Origin of the sequence: Streptomyces sp. NPDC048560, assembly GCF_040650955.1 — a bacterium.
GTDB lineage: Bacteria > Actinomycetota > Actinomycetes > Streptomycetales > Streptomycetaceae > Streptomyces.
The window spans coordinates 154,441-172,209 of sequence record NZ_JBEZIJ010000010.1; the positions used below are offsets into that span (position 1 = coordinate 154,441).

Annotated in this window: 15 protein-coding genes; 12 read left to right on the forward strand and 3 right to left on the reverse strand. The window is 66.7% G+C overall.

The window, feature by feature from the left end; genetic code table 11:
* The first annotated feature begins 20 nt into the window (after positions 1–20).
* The 10 genes from AB0C82_RS26010 (at position 21) to AB0C82_RS26055 (ending at position 11,566) form a co-directional block, all read left to right on the forward strand.
* On the forward strand, positions 21–1,442 hold the full coding sequence (locus AB0C82_RS26010; protein WP_362846249.1) for a pentapeptide repeat-containing protein: 1,422 nt from the start codon (positions 21–23) through the stop codon (positions 1,440–1,442).
* Positions 1,429–2,175, forward strand: coding sequence for a class I SAM-dependent methyltransferase (locus AB0C82_RS26015; protein WP_362846251.1), 747 nt, complete (start codon positions 1,429–1,431; stop codon positions 2,173–2,175). Before AB0C82_RS26010 ends, AB0C82_RS26015 begins: the two co-directional genes overlap by 14 nt.
* On the forward strand, positions 2,172–2,984 hold the full coding sequence (locus AB0C82_RS26020) for a sugar phosphate isomerase/epimerase family protein (RefSeq protein WP_362846253.1): 813 nt from the start codon (positions 2,172–2,174) through the stop codon (positions 2,982–2,984). Before AB0C82_RS26015 ends, AB0C82_RS26020 begins: the two co-directional genes overlap by 4 nt.
* On the forward strand, positions 2,981–4,045 hold the full coding sequence (locus AB0C82_RS26025; protein ID WP_362846255.1) for a DegT/DnrJ/EryC1/StrS family aminotransferase: 1,065 nt from the start codon (positions 2,981–2,983) through the stop codon (positions 4,043–4,045). The genes AB0C82_RS26020 and AB0C82_RS26025 overlap by 4 nt, the downstream gene beginning before the upstream one ends.
* A 20-nt stretch (positions 4,046–4,065) precedes the next feature.
* The gene (locus AB0C82_RS26030; protein ID WP_362846257.1) at positions 4,066–5,238 is read left to right on the forward strand and encodes a DapH/DapD/GlmU-related protein; all 1,173 of its coding nucleotides are present in this window, start codon (positions 4,066–4,068) and stop codon (positions 5,236–5,238) included.
* Positions 5,235–6,761: a class I adenylate-forming enzyme family protein gene (locus AB0C82_RS26035; RefSeq protein ID WP_362846259.1), complete on the forward strand. Its 1,527-nt coding sequence runs from the start codon at positions 5,235–5,237 to the stop codon at positions 6,759–6,761. The genes AB0C82_RS26030 and AB0C82_RS26035 overlap by 4 nt, the downstream gene beginning before the upstream one ends.
* Positions 6,758–7,675, forward strand: coding sequence for an aminotransferase class IV (locus AB0C82_RS26040; protein ID WP_362846261.1), 918 nt, complete (start codon positions 6,758–6,760; stop codon positions 7,673–7,675). Before AB0C82_RS26035 ends, AB0C82_RS26040 begins: the two co-directional genes overlap by 4 nt.
* Positions 7,676–7,699: 24 nt before the next feature.
* On the forward strand, positions 7,700–8,767 hold the full coding sequence (locus AB0C82_RS26045; RefSeq protein WP_362846263.1) for a class I SAM-dependent methyltransferase: 1,068 nt from the start codon (positions 7,700–7,702) through the stop codon (positions 8,765–8,767).
* Positions 8,768–8,948: 181 nt separating this feature from the next.
* Positions 8,949–10,241, forward strand: coding sequence for a histidine--tRNA ligase (gene hisS, locus AB0C82_RS26050; RefSeq protein WP_362846265.1), 1,293 nt, complete (start codon positions 8,949–8,951; stop codon positions 10,239–10,241).
* Positions 10,242–10,522: 281 nt separating this feature from the next.
* Positions 10,523–11,566 (forward strand): S66 peptidase family protein, encoded by a 1,044-nt coding sequence (locus AB0C82_RS26055; RefSeq protein ID WP_362846267.1) that lies wholly within the window; start codon positions 10,523–10,525, stop codon positions 11,564–11,566.
* An 86-nt stretch (positions 11,567–11,652) separates the two neighbouring features.
* Here the strand turns inward: AB0C82_RS26055 and AB0C82_RS26060 are convergent, their stop codons facing one another.
* Entirely contained in the window at positions 11,653–12,405 is a 753-nt protein-coding gene (locus AB0C82_RS26060) for a methyltransferase domain-containing protein (RefSeq protein ID WP_362846655.1), read from the reverse strand.
* 231 nt (positions 12,406–12,636) lie between these two features.
* Here AB0C82_RS26060 and AB0C82_RS26065 point away from each other — a divergent pair, with 231 nt between their 5' ends.
* Positions 12,637–13,440, forward strand: a complete 804-nt coding sequence (locus AB0C82_RS26065; RefSeq protein ID WP_362846269.1) for a class I SAM-dependent methyltransferase — start codon at positions 12,637–12,639, stop codon at positions 13,438–13,440.
* A 94-nt stretch (positions 13,441–13,534) separates the two neighbouring features.
* Here AB0C82_RS26065 and AB0C82_RS26070 read toward each other — a convergent pair whose 3' ends face one another.
* Positions 13,535–14,353: a serine/threonine protein kinase gene (locus AB0C82_RS26070; protein WP_362846271.1), complete on the reverse strand. Its 819-nt coding sequence runs from the start codon at positions 14,351–14,353 to the stop codon at positions 13,535–13,537.
* A gap of 155 nt (positions 14,354–14,508) precedes the next feature.
* Between AB0C82_RS26070 and AB0C82_RS26075 the strand changes: the two genes are divergently transcribed.
* Positions 14,509–15,558 carry a restriction endonuclease gene (locus AB0C82_RS26075; RefSeq protein WP_362846273.1) on the forward strand — a complete coding sequence of 350 codons (1,050 nt, stop codon included), beginning with the start codon at positions 14,509–14,511 and terminating at the stop codon, positions 15,556–15,558.
* Positions 15,559–15,635: 77 nt separating this feature from the next.
* On the opposite strand, the gene AB0C82_RS26080 is transcribed toward AB0C82_RS26075, so the two are convergent.
* Positions 15,636–17,762, reverse strand: a complete 2,127-nt coding sequence (locus AB0C82_RS26080; RefSeq protein ID WP_362846275.1) for a DEAD/DEAH box helicase — start codon at positions 17,760–17,762, stop codon at positions 15,636–15,638.
* Positions 17,763–17,769 lie beyond the last annotated feature (7 nt).

Genomic DNA, 17,769 nt, shown 5'->3' on the forward strand with positions numbered 1-17,769 from the left:
AATGGCAGAGGGGAAATCTGATGGCCAACGCCACGCACGTGAAGCTCCTGAACACACTGGATGCCGCCGAAGAACGCGAACCCATTCTCAAAGACATCGCGGCGCTGACCGCGGATCTTCTACACAACACCGGGCGCGGGCTTCAGCTCGCCGACGCGAATCTCGCCAACCTGGACCTCGCGGACGCCGACCTGACCGGTGCCGTCCTCAACCGCGCGACCCTCCACAGCACCTCGTTGCGCGGGGCCTTCTTGGACCGGGTCACCATGATCTGCCCCGGAATGGAACGCACAGACCTGACCGGCGCCAGCATGCGCGACGCCTATGTCCACGCCCTCGCCGCGCAGACGTCCATCTTCGACAATGCCGACCTCAGCAATCTGCGAGACGCCACCGGCAGCCTCTTTCATGGCTGCTCCATGCGCGGCACCGCCATGCCTGCCGGCCAGCTGGCCGGCACCACCTTCTATCAGTGCGATCTGGAAGGAGCCGATCTCAAGGCCGCCAACCTGCAAGGCGCGACCTTCAACGAATCCGTCCTGCGCGAGACAGACTTCGGGAACGCGGTCGCCGATCAGCTAACCGTGACCAAAAGCGATATGGCCGGGGCCCGGCTGAGCGGAATGACCGGGACCGGTGTCGTCATCCAGCGCGCCACGAACTGCGACGGCCTCGACCTCAGCGGAGCGAGGCTGCCGAGCCTGCGCCTTGACGGTCTGCGCGGCCACAGCGTCGTCGCGCGGGACCTTCATGCGCCCGACGCAGACATCGGGCACTGCTGCCTGCCCAGCATCGACCTGAGCGCCGCCGCCCTTCCCGGGCTCAGGCTGCGTGACAGCGACCTTGCAGGCGCCAAGCTCTCCGCGGCCAGTCTCGTGGCCGCCTCCGTGCACAGGACATGCCTGTCCGACGCTGACCTGGTGAACGTCCAGGCCGAGAACCTGCACGTCGTCGAGTCGCAACTTCGGCATACTCGGATGCGTGGATTCACCGGCCGCTGCGCCGTATTCCGTGACGTGGATATGCGCGGTGCGGATCTGTCGCAGAGCAACCTCTACCGAGCGATGATCACTGGTGACCCGCCGCGCGGCATGTGTCTGGCCGAAGCCTCGCTCGCCGGCGCGATCCTCGTCCAGGCATACATCGCGGCCGACCTCAGCAGCGCGGACCTGCGTGAGGTCAACGCGGCGTACAGCCGGTTCAGTCAGTCGGACCTTACGGGTGCGGACCTCACCGGAGCCGCGCTCTTCCAGTCCACCTGGGTGAAGGTGACCTGCCGCCGTACGAAGCTCGCGGGCGTCAAGCCGCCGTTCTTCGCTGACCGGTGCGCCGGACTCAAGGAAGCACTCGAGGAAGCCGAGACGCCAGACGCTGTGGTGCTGAGTTCCTATTTGACGGCTTTCGACGACGTCTTGCGGGGGGAGCAGCATGGCTCGACCTGAGCTGCCCTTCGGCGGCCGAAGCATCGACCTCAACTGCCTCAGCGAGCCCGACAGGGCCCTCGACAAACCGCACTTCACAGCGGTCACCGACCTGCTCGCCCCCCACCTGGATGCGAACCCTTCCGCGTCGCTGCTGGACATCGGCTGCTCTCTCGGCGGATTCCTACAGCAGCTCCGCGCGCGATGGCCACAACTTAGGTGCACGGGCATCGATGTGCTGCCGCAGGTAGTGGAGTACGCTCGCGGGCTGCTACCGGGCGTTGACCTGCATGTCGGCGACGTCCTCGACCCGACGGCGCTGCCGAGGGATCAGGACATCGTCACCCTGCTCGGCATCCACTCGATCTTCGACGAGCCGCTCGCCTGGCTGGACGGAGCACTGAGCGCGGGGACCCCGCAGGTCCGACTGGTGGTCTTCGGGCTGTTCAACCCCGAGGACGTGGACACTCTGGTGCGGGTGCGCCGCTCGGGCCCTGGCACCCCGGGGGAGTGGCAGAGCGGCTGGACGCTGTGGTCGCGGCGGACCATCGAAACGGGCCTGCGAGAGCGGGGACTGTGGTGGCGCTGGACCGCGATGGCACCGTCCCGAACGGTGCCGCGCTGGTCCGAGGATCCGCTGCACTCGTGGTCCGCCGAGGTTGATGGACAGCAGCGGCTGGTCAACGGGAGCCAGCTCATTCATCAACATGCCGTGCTCGAGATTGCTCGGTGCGACCTTGGAGAGGGGGCATGATGCTCGGCGTTTCGACCAGCGTATTGAAGGTCAAGTCGGACCTGGAGGCGCTGCTGGCCTACGAGCCGGACCTCGTGGAGTTCTACACCTACCCAGTAGAGGCACTGGCCCGCATCAGGAAGTTCTGCGCCGATCACGGCATCACGCCAGCGCTGCACACCCCGACTCCCCACCCGCAACTGATGTCTCGCTACTGCCCAACGGGGCCTGATGCACGGGAGGCTGCGGCTGCGGTTGAGGCTCTTGAGGCCACAGTTAGGTGTGCGGCGGACCTAGGGGCGCAGCACGTCGTGGCGCATTTCCCCACGCCCTATCCGCCTTATCCGGCTGAGGGGTTCGAAGACTTGGCTGGCGCCTTCCTCTCGGAGGCCGCCCGGCTCAGTCGGGCCTTCCAGGTGTCGGTACTGATCGAGAACATGACGCACAACCCCCATTGCGCGAAGCCCGAACAGTACGCGCGGTATCTCGCGGAATGGCCGGACCTGGGCCTGTGCTTGGACATCGGTCACGCGCACCAGTTGGGCGGCCCTGAGGCGGTGCGATCCTTCGCGGACGTGCTCGGCCCGCGCATCAGGTCTGTGCACCTGTACGACAACGATCGTTCGGGCCCTGGGCATCGGCCGTACCCGGCCCCGGGCGGTGGCACGCAACCGCAGGTGTCCTACGACGTGGTCGCCCATGTCCTGCGGACCTGCCGTCCGTCAGTAGTCGTCCTGGAACACGACGCGGGGCACGGCCAGCCGGACCGGCGCCTCCTTGACTGGTTGCGCGAGCCGGCTGAGCGCCTGTCCCCGAGGAGCGAGCAGTGACGTGGATCGATCACAACGCGCCCTTGGTCACCGCTAATGACCGGGCCGCCGTGGACCGGGTCCTCCAGTCTGGCTGGATCGCGCCGGGCCCTGAACGCCATCGCCTGGAGGAGGACCTGGCCTCGTATTTCGGCTCGGGCCGGACCGTCGCCACGACCTCGGGCACACTCGCCCTGTTCCTCGCTCTCGTTGGCCTGGACGCGCCAGCCGGAGCTCTCATCGCCGTACCCACCTATTCCTGCGTGGCCTTGCTCGACGCCGTACGCCTGGCCGGCTGCCGCCCGCTCGTTGTGGACGTCGAGCCAGACGAACTGACCATGTCTCCGGAGGCGTTGCGGGACGCTGCCGAGCGCATCGGACAGCCATACGCCGCGTTCGTGGTGCACACCTACGGCGCGACCGCGGCCCTGCCTGAGCTGGCCAGGATCTGCCCCAACATCGTCGAGGACTGCTGCCACTCCTTCGGCAGCGAGGGTCCGTACGGCCGGCACGGGACCTTTGGGCGGGTCGCGGTGTCCTCGCTCTATGCCACGAAGGTCTTCACGGGGGCGACTGGGGGGCTGTGCTGGAGCGCGGACCCTCAGATCGCGGAACGGATCACCGCCTACACCCAGGCGAGCTTTCGCAGCAGCCGATGGCCCCGGATGACCCTCGCCCTGTCCGACCTGCACGCGGCGCTGGCCCGATCGCAGCTCTCTCGGCTCGCCCAGGTCCGGGAACGCCGGGCCTGGATTACCAACCAGTACCTCGCGGCCTGCCCCGACGCACTTGCACCGACGGGCCTGCCCGACCCGGGCCGACTCGTCTACCGGTTCGTCCTGCGGTGCGCAGACGAGAAGGAACGTGAGCGCCTCCTCGACTTCTTCCACCTACATGAGGTCGACGCCAGTCGACTGACACAGCGCCATGAACTGCTGCACCGAGAACTCGGCTTCGACTCCCACTACTTCCCCGCAGCCGAAGCCGCCGTGGCCCGAACTCTCTCCCTGCCGATCTATCCCGCCATGTCTGACGCCGACGTCCAGCGTGTTTGTGACCTGCTGACCCAGCTGCCCCGCTGACTGACTCTACGGAGGTTCACGTGTCCCTGCTCATCGACTCCGTCATCCCTCGCGCACACCCGCCCGCAGAGTGCGTAGTGGGACAAGACGTGGTCATCCACGCCCACGAGCTCACGATCGGCCCCGGCGTACGACTCGACGACGGAGTCCAGCTTGTGGGCGACCGCATTCACCTGGGCCGCAACGTCCACGTCGGCGCGGGAGCCGACTTGCGCGCCGCCCACCTCAGCATTGGCGAGAACAGCGAGATCGCCGCTGGCGTGAAGGTCCTCTGCGCCGACAGCTTCAGCACCGGTCCGGCCGCTCGCGTCTGCAACGGCGTTGATATCGTCGCCCGCTCTTTCGACGCCGGCCGACTCCTCTACGTCGGCCCGCACAGCACAGTGGGAGGTGGAGGCACCCTCGAATCCACGGCCACCGTACGCATCGGCGATCGAGTCACCATCGGCCCCCACAACCTTCTCAACGCCAACTGCCTGATCGACATCGGCTCGGACGTCGGCTCGGGCCAGTACGTCAGCATCTGGACCCACGGCTACCACTTCGCCCACAGTGTCCTCGACGGTTACAGCACCGCCTACGAAGGCGTGCGCATCGGGGACAAGGTGTGGCTCGGCTACCACTGCTCCATCATGCCTGGCGCGGACATCGGCGACAGCTGCATAGTCGCCGCCGGGGCCGTCGTCGCCAAGAGCTTCCCGCCCCGCCGACTCCTGGCAGGCGTGCCCGCCCGAGAGAAGGCTACCTTCGAGCAGCCACCGCTCACGGATGACCAGGCCATGCACGAGGTCCGCCAAGCCCTGGCCGCTTGGCAACGGGAACTCGTCTGGAAGGGCGCGATCACCGACTCCTCTGACGAAAGATGGAGTGTCACCCTGTCCGGGTGCACCAGGGTGGTCGAACTGTGGCTGGACGCGGCGGTGGCCACGTCCAGCGACCGCGTCGCCGAAGACCGCATCGTGGTGGCCCTCGACGGGGAACCGCAGACCTCAGCGGACGGCCCCCCGGTCTTCGTCCTGCGGCGCGGACTGCTCCTGGGCCCGACCGACGAATTAGTCGAAGACCTCAGGGACTACCTACGCCGCCGGACGATGCCCTGCGGCGACACCCGAACCTTCACCAGCATCACACCGCTGGCCTTCCACCGGCTCCAACAGGCCACCACCCCCACTACCTCCGGAGAGCAGGCATGACGTCCCATACGGCGCCGCCGACCGGCGCTCAGGACCTGAGCGACTATCTGGCGCTCAGCTGTGACAAGTACACCGACCGTCTCGCGCTCTCGGACAGCCAGGGGCGCCTGTCGTACGGCCAACTTCACGCTGCCGTTGAAGAGGCGGCCCAGCTGATCCACAAAGGCGCCGGAGGCGACGATGGCCCGGTGATCGTCCTCATGGACAATAGCGTTGACAGCCTGGTGCGTCTCTTCGCCATCTGGAGGTCCGGACGCTGCGCGGTCCCTCTCGACGCCTCGGTGCCGGCTCCGGTCGTCATCAGCGCGGCGGACCGTACCAGGGCTGCGGCGGTGAGTCTGGGCGATATCGAGCAGACCCGCTCCGATCTGGGGGAGTTGGGGGAAGTCCTGCCCGGCGGGCTTCGCGTGTTGCCCGCGCAGCATGGAGAGCGGGACCCGCTGCTCTTCGGGGCCGCACTTGTCATTTTCACCTCCGGTTCCACCGGAATCCCCAAGGGCGTTGTCCTCGGCCACACCGGCATTTTGGCCAAACTGGCCATGGTGCAAGAGGCATTGGCCTATCAGCCGGGCGACCACGCGCTCGCTGTGCTCCGGACGAGCTTTCTCTTCTGCCAGTGGGACATCCTGCTGGCCCTGGGCACGGGTGGCTCAGTCCGGTTGCTGGGCAAGTTCACCCCCAAGGGACTCTGCGAAGCGCTGGCGGAAGAACCGGTCTCGCGTGTCGCCGTGGTCCCCACCATGCTCCGGCAGATCCTGCCGCTGCTGGAAGACGAGGGAGTGCGCGACCCGCTGGTGCGGACACGCTCGCCTCAGCAGGTGGTTGTAGGCGGCGAACTACTCCCCCCTCAAACGGGTGGTCGCTACCGCGCACTGCTCCCACACAGCGGTCTCTCCGTCATCTACGGACTGACCGAGACCAGTGCCCCCGACTTCATCTTGCCCGCGGCCGATTACGACGCGCACCCCGACACCGTGGGCCGGGCCCTGACGGGAGTGCGCTGGTACGTGGATGCTCCGGGTCAGGCTGCTGCTGTCGGCGATAGCGGCGTTCTCGCGGTGAGTAGCGCTGGCGTGCTGCGCGGCTACCTCGGGCAACCGGAGCTGACCAGCGCCTCGGTGGAGGACGGATTCTTCCGGACAGGGGATCAGGTGGAAGTCCGGGAAGGGGGCCGCATCACGGTCCAGGGTCGCGGCACGGCCGTGGTCGTCAAGGGGGCGAACAAGATTGCTCCCGCCGAGGTGGAGGCCGTCCTGGAGCAACATCCGCAGGTGGTCGATGCCTTTTCCTGCGGAGTCCCGGACCCGTCACTGGGGGAGCGGCTTTACGCTGTAGTCGCCCCGGCACCAGGGCACGAACCCACCCCGGAGGAACTGCTTCGGTGGATGTCCCAGCGGGTCGAGCGCTACAAAGTCCCTGATGTTTTGTATATCCGGGAGAGCCTGCCCATTGGATCCACTGGGAAGATCGACCGAGCGAAGCTCAGCGATTGGGTCCTGCGGCACCCCCGGACGCTCTCATGACGGGCCGAGCAGGTGCCGTGGCCTGGGTCGACGGAGCGCTCCTGGACGAAGCCGCTGCTCGCCCCGGAGCGTGGTCGCCCAGCTTTCACTACGGCTACGGCGTGTTCGAAGGCATCCGGGTCTACCCGACTCCCCGTGGCCCGAGCGCTTTCCGACTTGCCGAGCACGTCAGCCGCCTGTTTGCCTCGGCACGCCTCTACCCTCCGCTGGACGTCATCTCGTGGACCGAGGAGGACCTAAGGCGCGCGGTGGTGGACACCGTACGCGCCAACGGGCATGACGCCTGCTACGTACGCCCGGTCATCCACCTGCACACGGGCGGCATCGGGAACGACCCGACGGTCGGCGCCGCCCAGGTGGTAATCCTGGTCACCGCCTGGGCCGGCCTCCTGAAACCGGGCGACCTCCATCTCGCGATCAGCCCGTGGCGCAGACCAGGCCCGACAGTCCTGCCACCCGGCGCGAAAGCCAACGGAAGCTACGGCCCGCTCATGCTCGCGAAGGCCGACGCGGTCCAGCGGGGCTACGACGACGCCCTGCTCCTGGACGAGGCCGGCCAAGTCGTGGAGTCAACCGGGGCCAACCTCTTCATCCGCACCGGGGACGAGCTGATCAGCCCGGGACTGCCACAAGGCGCCCTGCCAGGCATCACCCGGTCGAGCGTCTTCACCTTGGCCACCGCGTCCGGCCTGCGGGTGAGCGAGCGGTCGCTCCAACTGGACGAGGTACTCAGCGCCGACGAGCTGTTCCTAACGGGGACAGGCGCAGAGATCCGCCCCGTGCGCTCTGTCGAGCACAAGACCATCGGGAACGGCACCAGCCCGGTCGCAGACGAGCTCGCCAGCCGCTATCGCGCGGTCGTCCAGGGCCTTGACCCCGCCTATGACGACTGGCTCACCTCCTGCAGTTCCTAACTCAGTCGACACACAAGGAGCATCGTGACCATCCGCTACGACCATCGCAGTGTCGAACTCCAAGACCAGGTCACCGAACAAGCATGGAGCGCCTACCGGCTCTCCGACATGCCCCACATACTGGACGGCTACCACAAGGCCGTCGTCCTCGCAGCGCTCATGCGCACTGGGGTGCTCCAGCGGCTGCGAGAAGGCCACACAGACCTCGGAGACCTGCTGGGCCCCCTCGACCCCTACTTCGGCGAGAAGCTGCTCGGCTGGCTCTCCACCGCCGGATACACCCGGAGCATCGACGGTGGATACGCACCCACCGAGGCTGGCACCGCGCTGTTGAGTGACACCTCTCTCGCGCAGCTGAGCTTCTACATCGAGGCGTACGGTCCGGTGACGCAGCGCATCGAAGACCTTCTGACAGGAACCGCCCACTACGGCCGTGACATCCAGCGCGATGGCGCAGCGCTGGGACGCAGCTGCAACACCCTGTTCGACCTGTACCACATCGATGTGGTGCTCGAAGCGTTTGCCCGACGTAGTGCAACCTGTGCCCTGGACCTGGGGTGCGGAGCGGGCGGATTCCTCATCGAGGCCGCCCGGCGGGACCCGGAGTTCAGCGGAATCGGGCTGGACATCTCGGAAGGGGCCATCGCGGAAGCCTCCAAGCGGGCCGTGGAGGCGGGCGTGGCCGAGCGCGTGTCGTTCCACGTCGCCGACGCCTTCGATTCCGCGACGTGGCCAGATGCCTGCGCCCGGGCCGACGCGCTCTTCGCAGCTGGCGTCTTGCACGAGCACTTTCGGCAAGGGGAGGACGCGGTCATTGAAATCTTGAACGGGTTCGCCACCGCATGGAGCCGAGGACTCAAATCGATCATTCTTGGGGAACCTGAGCTGTACTACGACCGGCAGGACAACGACTCCGATCTGGACCTGGTGCACATCCTGACGCTCCAGGGCTTCCCGCGTAGGCGTACCGGTTGGCTCGAGCTCTTCCCGCGATCCGACCTCGCGTGCCGTGCGGTCTACTCGCGCCGCAACGCCGGCCCGCGTTTCGCGTTCTACGACCTGGCACCGCGCGGGCTGGACGGACCCGAGTAGAGCGCCTGAGACCCTCTCGCTTGCGCCCTCTCAGAGACGAACCCGTCTCTGAGAGGGCGCTCGCGAGGGTTCGCTTGACCGACTTAGGCGCCGACCCAACGTAACGGCGCCGCTGGTAGGCTGACGATCCGTCCGCTTCTTTGACGGGCTTTGACTCGCTTCTCTTGGAAAGGCATTTCCGGTGGGACGATTGCTGCCGACAACCCCGTATCGCGGCACGAGGGACTTCCTCCCCTCGGAGATGTCCGTTCGGCAGCAGGTCTTCCATCAACTCTACGAAGCGATCGAACGCTACGGATTCGCCCGCTATGACGGCCCCATCCTGGAGTCGGCGGAGATCTACGAGGCGAAGTCCGGCCAGGAGATTGCCAACCAGCAGCTCTACTCCCTCACTGACCGCGGCGGTCGCCGTCTCGCACTGCGGCCGGAGATGACCCCATCCGTGGCGCGCATGATCGCTGGCAATGCCGGTCAACTTCAGTTGCCTGTACGCTGGTACAGCCACGTCATCTGTCACCGCTACGAACGCCCACAGCGCGGCCGCCTGCGCGAGCACCTCCAGATCAACGTGGACATCTTCGGGTCCGACAGCGTTAGCTGCGAGATCGAGATCTTCGAACTGATCCACGACATGATGGCCGCGATCGGCGCCACCAAGGACATGTGGGTGCTCCGGGCCGGCGACCGCGTTCTGCTGGAAAGCATCCTCCTCGACGTCGTCAAGATTCCTGCCGACAAGCTGCAGGAGGCTTCGTCGCTGATCGACCGATGGGCGAAGTACCCACGTGAGCAGCTGGTCACTGACGCCGGGGGCCTTGGGATCGACGAGACGCGGTTTGACCTCCTCGAAGAGGTGCTGAGCAGCGGAGCTGGCGTCTTGGACTATGTCTCCGAGGAGGCACGCAGCCGGTCCATGCTGGCGCAGATCCTGGCGGGAGACTCCCGTGACCTGGTCACCTTCGACCCGTTCATCGTGCGCGGGCTGCAGTACTACACCGGGACCGTTTTCGAGGTCTTCGACCAGCACCCACAAAACAGCCGATCGCTCTTCGGCGGCGGCCGGTACGAGGACCTGGCCGGGCTCTTCACGAACCAGCAGATTCCAGGCATCGGATTCGGCATGGGCGACGTCACCCTCCACGACTTCATGGAGGGACACGGGCTGCTGCCGGAGCCCCGCGCCGAGGTGGACGCCGTGGTGATCCCTGTCGGTGCGGAGCTGCTGTCTGATTGCCGAGCCGTCGCCCGCGACTTGCGGCTGGCCGGCATCCGGACGTCTTCGCCGCTGGAGCATCGCAAGCTGAGCAAGGAGCTGGTTCGCGCCGACCAGGCCGGGGCCCAGGTTGCAGTCGTCATCGCTCCGAGCGAGTGGGAGCGGGGGCTCGTGGCGGTTCGCAACCTGGCCACCCGCGAGCAGATCGAGGTGCCGACCAACGACGTCGTGGCGCAGGTGGGCAAGCTTCTCGGGCGCTGACCGGGGACCTGGACGCGGGCGACTGCCGGGCTGACGCCTTGCAGTCGCCCGCGGCGGCCTCTCACCGTTGACCGATGGATTGGGATGGGTCATCGGGGTGACTTTGGAGGGCCTTCATGGGCGCGATGTCTCTTCGACTCCCATCGAGTCCAAGGCTGACGACACGAAGGTCTTACTTCGTTCCGAGCCTGGTCAAGACCCTGGACATTGCCGCAGCCCGGAGAGCCGTGCCCAGTGGCCACCTCCCAGCGATCCAGCAATTGACTTACTACCATCGCAGCATGGCAGTCCCGATCTATCCCCCGAAGCCCAAGCCTGGCGATGCCGTCGCAGTCGTATCACCTTCGCGCGGCCTGCCCGGCGAGGTGCCGCTGCCCTACGAGCTTGGACTGCGAAGACTCCGGGAGGGCTTCGGGCTCAAGCCCGTGGAGTATCCCACCACCCGCAAAATGGGAGCGAGCGCGCAGGCTCGGGCCGCCGACATCAACGCGGCCTTTGCCGACCCTCAGATCAAGGCAGTCATCGCCAGCGTCGGCGGTTCTGACCAGATCACCGTGCTGCGCCATCTCGACCGCGATCTGATCCGCGCCAATCCGAAGCCGTTCTTCGGCTACAGCGACAACACCAACCTGGTGCTCTTCCTGTGCAGCCTGGGCATTGTCAGCTTTCACGGCGGCATGGTGATGACTCAGTATGGCCGACCCGGCGTGATGCACCCGATGACAGCAGAATCCTTGCGGGCAGCGCTCTTCAGCTCCGGCGAATTCGAACTCCAGCCGGCACCTGCGTACGGCGAGGTCCTTGGCTCCTGGCAGGATCCGAAAACCTTCGAGGTCGAACCAGAGATGGAGCCCGCAGGCGGCTGGACCTGGCACAACGCGAATCGCGCAGTCGAAGGAGCTGGCTGGGGAGGCGACCTGGAGATCGTGTCTTGGCTGCTGATGGCGGACCTTGCGGTACGACCGGTCGATGTGCATTCCGGAGGCGTGCTGTTCCTGGAAACTGGAGACTCGATGCCGAACGCCGAGGAAGCGTACGTGATCATGCGCAACATGGGCGAACGAGGTCTGCTCGAACAGTTTTCCGCTTTGCTGATGGGTCGCCCGAAGACCTGGTCCCGCCATCGGACGCTACACGATAGACAGAAGGCGGAGTTCCGCCAGGCACAACGGGAGGCGGTGTTGCGCGCGCTGGCGGAGTACGCGCCCCAGGCGGTGGCGGTCTTTGACGTCGACCTTGGCCACACGGACCCGCAGGTCGTGATCCCCTGCGGCGGGCGCATCCGCGTAGACGGGCCAGAGCGCCGGGTCTTTGTGACGTACTGATGGGTGGAGCGGGCTGAGTGGGACGCAGAGCGTCGCAGTGACAGCGGTTCCCTGCTCGCTCTCCTGGACGAGCAGCCGGTGACCCATCAGATGCGGTGAGCTGCAACAAGCACTGCTGTCTCGGCGAAGAAGAAGCGCCCAGCTGCTGCTGCCCGTTGAACCGCGGCGTACCACTCGTCGATCTCCTCCAACCCCACTGCGCTGTGTCCTTGACTGGCGGTCGACCGCAAGGCTCCACGGATATCGCCGACCCGGCGAGCGGCATGGCCGGACAATTCAGTTGAGGAGGTCACTACGGTCTCTACATGGGTCCGGGCAAGCGGTGATGCCTGGACCAAACCGGGCAGCTTGCGCCCGATTCTCCCATCCGAGCTATCCATCCATGAGGGCGCGTCATCGGCGAAGGCGTGGCCGATCTTGCGGTCGAGGTCGATGGGAGCACCGGCGATCACGAGCGAGTCGAAGTCGGAATGGGACAGCACCGCGCGACCACCCGGACGCAGCACCCGCCACACCTCATTCAGGAGCTGAGCCGGGTCAGGCAGGCACTCGAGAAGGTTGGACGAGACGACCGTGTCTACGCTGCCGTCCGCGAGAGGGAGCTGCTCGCGTAGATCCACGGAGCCCAACTCCACTGTGCCAGCGTGAGCCTGTAGACGCTCGCGAGCCGTGGCCAGAGCCAGCTCGGATCGGTCGAAGCCCGTGAGGTGCGCCTCCGGAAAACGCCTCGCGAAGGCGGCCAAGGCCGGGCCACTGCCACAGCCTAAGTCGACCACCCGGCCCCGCTCCGGAAGCTCCGCGAGGTCGATAAACCGGTCGTGCAGCGTCTCGTTGGTCATCAGCACGCAGGCCTCTCCTTCTCGTACGACACGGCAGTGCATGTACGCGCCAGGTGCTGCACACCATAGGCCGCAGCGATGTTCCGCGGCTCCGGGATATTGGCGCTGGCGCTGAGATGTGTCCTGGGCACTGGTGTGCAAGTGCCACCGGATTCTCTGTCCCGGGTCCGGCCCCGCAGCAGCCGGATATCGGGATGCAGGACGTTTGGCCGGGCCCTACCATCGCAAGGCATGACAAGCATCGACGAGCGGATCAGCGACTTCTACACGGAGTACGACGAGGCGTCCAGGCTGCATGCCACCGCGACGGGCCGCCTGGAGTTCGAGCGGACCCGGGAGCTGCTGCGCCGACGCTTACCTCCGCCGCCGGCCCGGGTACTGGACGTGGGCGGCGGCCCGGGTACGCACGCCCGCTGGCTCACCGAGGACGGCTACGAGGTGCTACTCCTGGACCCCGTGCCGAAGCACGTGGAACAGGCCCGCGCGCACGCGCCGGGGTGTTCGGCCGAGCTGGGAGACGCCCGCGACCTGGCCCTCCCGTCCCACAGCTTCGACGCGGTCCTGCTCTTGGGCCCGCTGTACCATCTGTCGGACCGCGTGGACCGCCTCAGGGCACTCCGTGAGGCTCGCCGGGTCGCAGCACCGGGCGGTTTGGTGGCAGCCGCGGGGATCTCCCGCTACTCCTTGATGCAGGACTACACCGTCAGCGCGGGCCTGTCCCCGGAGCTGATGGCTGGCGAGGTCACACAGGTGGTCCGTACCGGTTCCTACGACGGCAGCAGGGGGTTCACGGTGGTGCACTTCCACACCGCAGCCGAGCTTGCCCAGGAGGCCGGCGAGGCGGGGCTCAGCGGTGTGAGCGTGCATGGAATCGAGGGCCCGGGGTGGGCGTACGTAGTCGCGGCTGGCCGCTTCGCGGACCAGGAGGCAGCTGGAGCACTGCTTGCGGACGCCATCGCGACGGCCCGTCTGGCGGACGAGCACGGCGTATTCGCCGACGCCTCGGCGCACGTCCTCGCGATCGGCACCGCCTGAGGCACCAGCTTCGTCGGGTGAATCCTCAGTCAGGGATGGCGCGAGACCGTCGCCGGGTTGCGGGGATTCGCTACGCAGGCGAGGCTGGCCGCTCTCAGACTGCCGCGTGCCAAGCATCGACGAGTGAGCGCACGGAGCGGAAGCGGCTCTCCGGGACTGGCGCGGTGGCCTTCCTGACGACGGCTAGCTGGCCGCGGGTGCCGCGCCACTGCTTCTCCTCGTCGCCGGCGTCGAGGAGGAGGCGGAGGGCTCGCCCGAGTGCGAACACGGTTGTCCTGAGGTCGATGACCGAACCCCGTACGAACTCTTCCGGGGCCATGAAGCGCCTTGAACCGGGAAGCCGGTCAGTCTCCAGGGTGAATGGTCCAGGCCGGAACTCGTCCAGGTCACACAACATCATTTTGTGACCCTCGAAGTCGTACAGCATGCAACCGTCGTAGAAGTCGACGGCCACCAAACCCGCCTGCTCCACGGCGAGGTGGGCGCCAAGAATGGAGTCCAGGGCCGCGTGGATCCGCGACAGTGGCAGGCCCCGAAACCTTGCCATCGGGCTGCCGGCAATGGCACGGCCTCCGTGTCGGGACCGCGTTGGGTGATACAGGACCTCTCCACTGAACCACGGGTACACCAACGCCAGACCCTCGTCCGTGGTGAAGGAGTGCGTCAGCGGGACGATGGCCGGATGGGAGACCGCTTGGTGTACCGAGACCGCCCGACGCAGTGACGAGACCCCGCTGCCTGTTGAGGCGCTCTTCACAAACCAGCGCTGGCCCGCAGCTGCAAGCCCGTACGAAACGCAACCGGAGTCCTGTTCGTCGAACCGGCGGAACACGGTCCCTGCCCGTTCGAGAAAGGACTCAACGGCGGCTGCATGCGTCGTATCTGAGATTGGGTGCGTTGTCACTCCATGCATCCTGCCTGAGCCGTCGGGAAGCAGCCACCGACGAGCTCAATCCGGCGCAGCTCGTCCTGTCTGCACGGACGGTCCAGGGCTGGGGGATACGCAACGTTGCCGCGTGGGAAGATCGAATCTGGAGATGGCTCTTTGGTGCTGGGGGGAATGGCGGTATGGCGAAGAGGTCAGCATTGCGGGGGTACCTGCTGGAGGAGGCGCTGGCGTGGCTGCTTCGGCATAGCGGGTACCGGCTGCTTGTCGACGAGCAGCAGGACCGTGACGAACTTGTTGGATCTGGTGGCGCGCTGCGTGTTCGCGGCCGTGGCGCTGTCCACCAGGTCGACGTGCTCGGGGAGTTTGCCTTCACACCTGCGTTCTCCCTCCCTGTCCGTCTGTTTCTTGAGGCCAAGCACTACAGGGAGAAGTGCCGGCTGGAGGTCGTGCGAAACGCCCATGGCGTTCTGCACGATGTCAACGAGAACTTCATGGACCACGAGGGTAGGCGGCCCAGGAGGCGCTACCAATACACGTATGCGTTGTTCTCTGCGAACGGGTTCACGCCTGAGGCGCAGCGGTATGCGCTTGCCCACCAGATCTCCCTGGTAGATCTGTCTGGAGAGTCGTTTACCTGGTTGCGTGAGGCGATCAGGATCGCGGCGGTCGACCTGTATCAGGCGCAGGAGAAGCACGCTGTGCAGGTCTTCCCCGTGGCGTGGATGCGCAAGGTACTTCGCGACGCCCTCGGCACTTGCCCGCCAGGGGTGCCAATGTCAGCAGATACCAGCGCTGTGCAGTTCAAGGCATCCGTATCTGTGATCCTTATGCAGCTCGTCGGGGCCTTGGAGCAGCACGCGGCGGCCGAGCTTCTGCTGGGGTTCCCTTCGGCTCCGTTCATCCTGCCGTTGGCTGCGGAGGACCAGGCGCAGTTCCTGGGCTACGCCGAGCAGTCTCCCGACCATGCCGTGCGCCTGCGCCGCTCGGGGCAAGCCGCGACCGCAGAGTGGACGCTGTCCCCCCGGGAAGATGAAGACGCCTACCGCTTGGCCTTCAAACTGCCGGAGCACATCGAGGAGTGGATCAGCGGGAATGCGGAGAAGGAACGGCAGCGCACTCTGGACGTCAAGGAGCAGTTCCTGTCGAGTATCACGATCTACCGTATGAACGGCAACGGTGTCCGCGCCTACCAACTCCGCTATGAGCCGCGCGAGCTGCAACAGCCCTGACGAGGGAGCGCGAGATACTGGCCCAGCTCGGCCATGCGGCGCGGCTGATGCATCAGGCCGGCCGGAGTGGAGCGCTTCTAGCTGTCCAGGCGAGAGGAGAAGCGGACGGGCTCGCTGAGGACGGACGCCGCTCGCTCGGTGGCTGCGAGGCGCTGTGCCACGGTTGTCCGGGCGAGGCGGGGCGGGAGGGCCTCGCTGAACTTCAGGCCGCGGAGGGCCTTGTCGTCGATCTCAGGCAGGACCAGGCGTTGGGCGGCGTCAGAGGTGTGGCTGGCCCACATCTGGGGTGTCAGGTCGGGGCGCATTCGTACGTACAGTTCGTTGAAGCGCTGCCTTTCATCGCTGAGTCCGGCGAGCGTGGCGGTCAGCGTGGCGTTGGCCCTGAAGCCGGCCCAGGTCCACCAGCGAACGTCATCACCGGCGCGTGTGATGACGGTGCTGGCGGGATGGGTGGTGTCGACGGCCGACTCGCGGAGCTGCGCGAGGTAGGTAACAGCGCGCTCGGTGAGCTGGACGGGCGGGTCCTGCCCGAGAACGACGTCACGCATTGCGCGGGCGAGCTGATACGAGGCGCCGTCGAGGACGCTGCCGTACCAGCGGGCCTTTCCTCCGCCATCGGCGGGCTCGACGAAGCAGCGGCGTCGGGCCCAGTCGATCCAGTTGACGCGCCAGCTGCGGCCAGCGAGGAGCAGCAGGCGGGGGCCTTCCACCCTCTCGGTGAGCAGCATGGGGTCGGTGCGGCCGATCTCAGTGCGGCCGGAGAGCACGGCGAATTCCGGGGCGGCGGTGAAGACGGCGGTCAGGTTCATGAAGTGCCGTTGACCGAAGCGCCGTTCCGCTTCCGGGCCGATGAAGAGCATCCCGTTGTCGGAGTCGACGAAGCCGCCGTCGATGAGGTGCTTGACGATGGGGGCTGCGCTCGGGCCGAAGGGCTCGAGGCCGTTCCAGTGCTCGGTCCAGGTCCGGTCGCCAATGCGGCCTTCTTGCAGGCACAGGGCGAGAAGCTGTTGGGCGGCGATGTGTCGCGGCTCGGGTGGGGCAGTTACTGGTTCGACGAAGCCTCGACCCCATAGAGCGAGGAGGCCGGCGGCGTGCAGCAGGCGCTGTTCGTCCAGAGCGAGGAACAGGCAGTTTCGGGTCGTGCCAGCGCGACGTCCGGTGCGGCCGAGCCGCTGGAGGAACGAGGCGACGGTGGCGGGGGCGTTGATCTGGATAACTCGGTCCAGGTCGCCTACGTCGATGCCGAGTTCCAGGGTGCTGGTGGAGACGATGACGCAGTCCCGTGCCTCGGCAAAAGCCTGTTCGGCGCGACGACGCTCGTCCACGGAGAGGGAAGCGTGGGAGAGGAACGTATCGACGCCCTTGGCCCGGAGGGATGCCCCGAGTTCTTCCACGAGCTGCTTGGAGTCGCAGAAGACCAGTCGCTTCTCGCCGCGGTGGAGGGAAGCGATGACCTTTGCGGCATTACCGATACTGCCGACGTAGTCCAGGGTGATATCGCCGGGCGGGGGGGCCGCGGCTTCGGCCGGTCGGGCGGGGATGTCCGGAGCGATGACTTGGGCGGGCCGGCTGCCCTGGCCGGAGCCCTGGAACCACGCCAGGAGATCCTGTGGGTTGCCAACCGTCGCCGACAGGCCGACGCGCTGGATGGGCCGACCGGTGATGCGAGTCAGGCGCTCGAGCAAGGCGAGGAGGTGCCAGCCGCGGTCGTCGCCGGCGAAGGCGTGGACCTCGTCCACGATGACGGTTCGCAGGTTGACGAAGAACCATTGGTGCTCGACCTTGGTGCTGACGAGCATGGCCTCGATGGATTCGGGGGTGGTGAGCAGGATGTCCGGCGGGTCGAGCAGGATCTTGCGTCGGCTGGTCGCGGTGACGTCGCCGTGCCACAGGGCGACGCGCCGGCCCAGCCATCCGGTGTACGACTCCAGGCGGGGCAGCAGGTTGTTGAGCAGGGCCTTGATCGGGCAGACGTACAGGACGGACAGGCCCTTCCACTGCTGCTGTTCCATGGCGGACAGCACCGGGAACGCGGCGGCTTCGGTCTTGCCGCCGGCGGTCGGCGCGAGCAGGAGCGCGTCATTGCCGTTCAGCAGTGGCTCGATGGCCGCTTCCTGGAGCGGTCGCAGACCGGGCCAGCCCAGGGAGTTGGCGATGTGGTGCAGGACGACCGGGTGGAGTTGATCGAGAGCGCTGTCCGCCACATGAGCC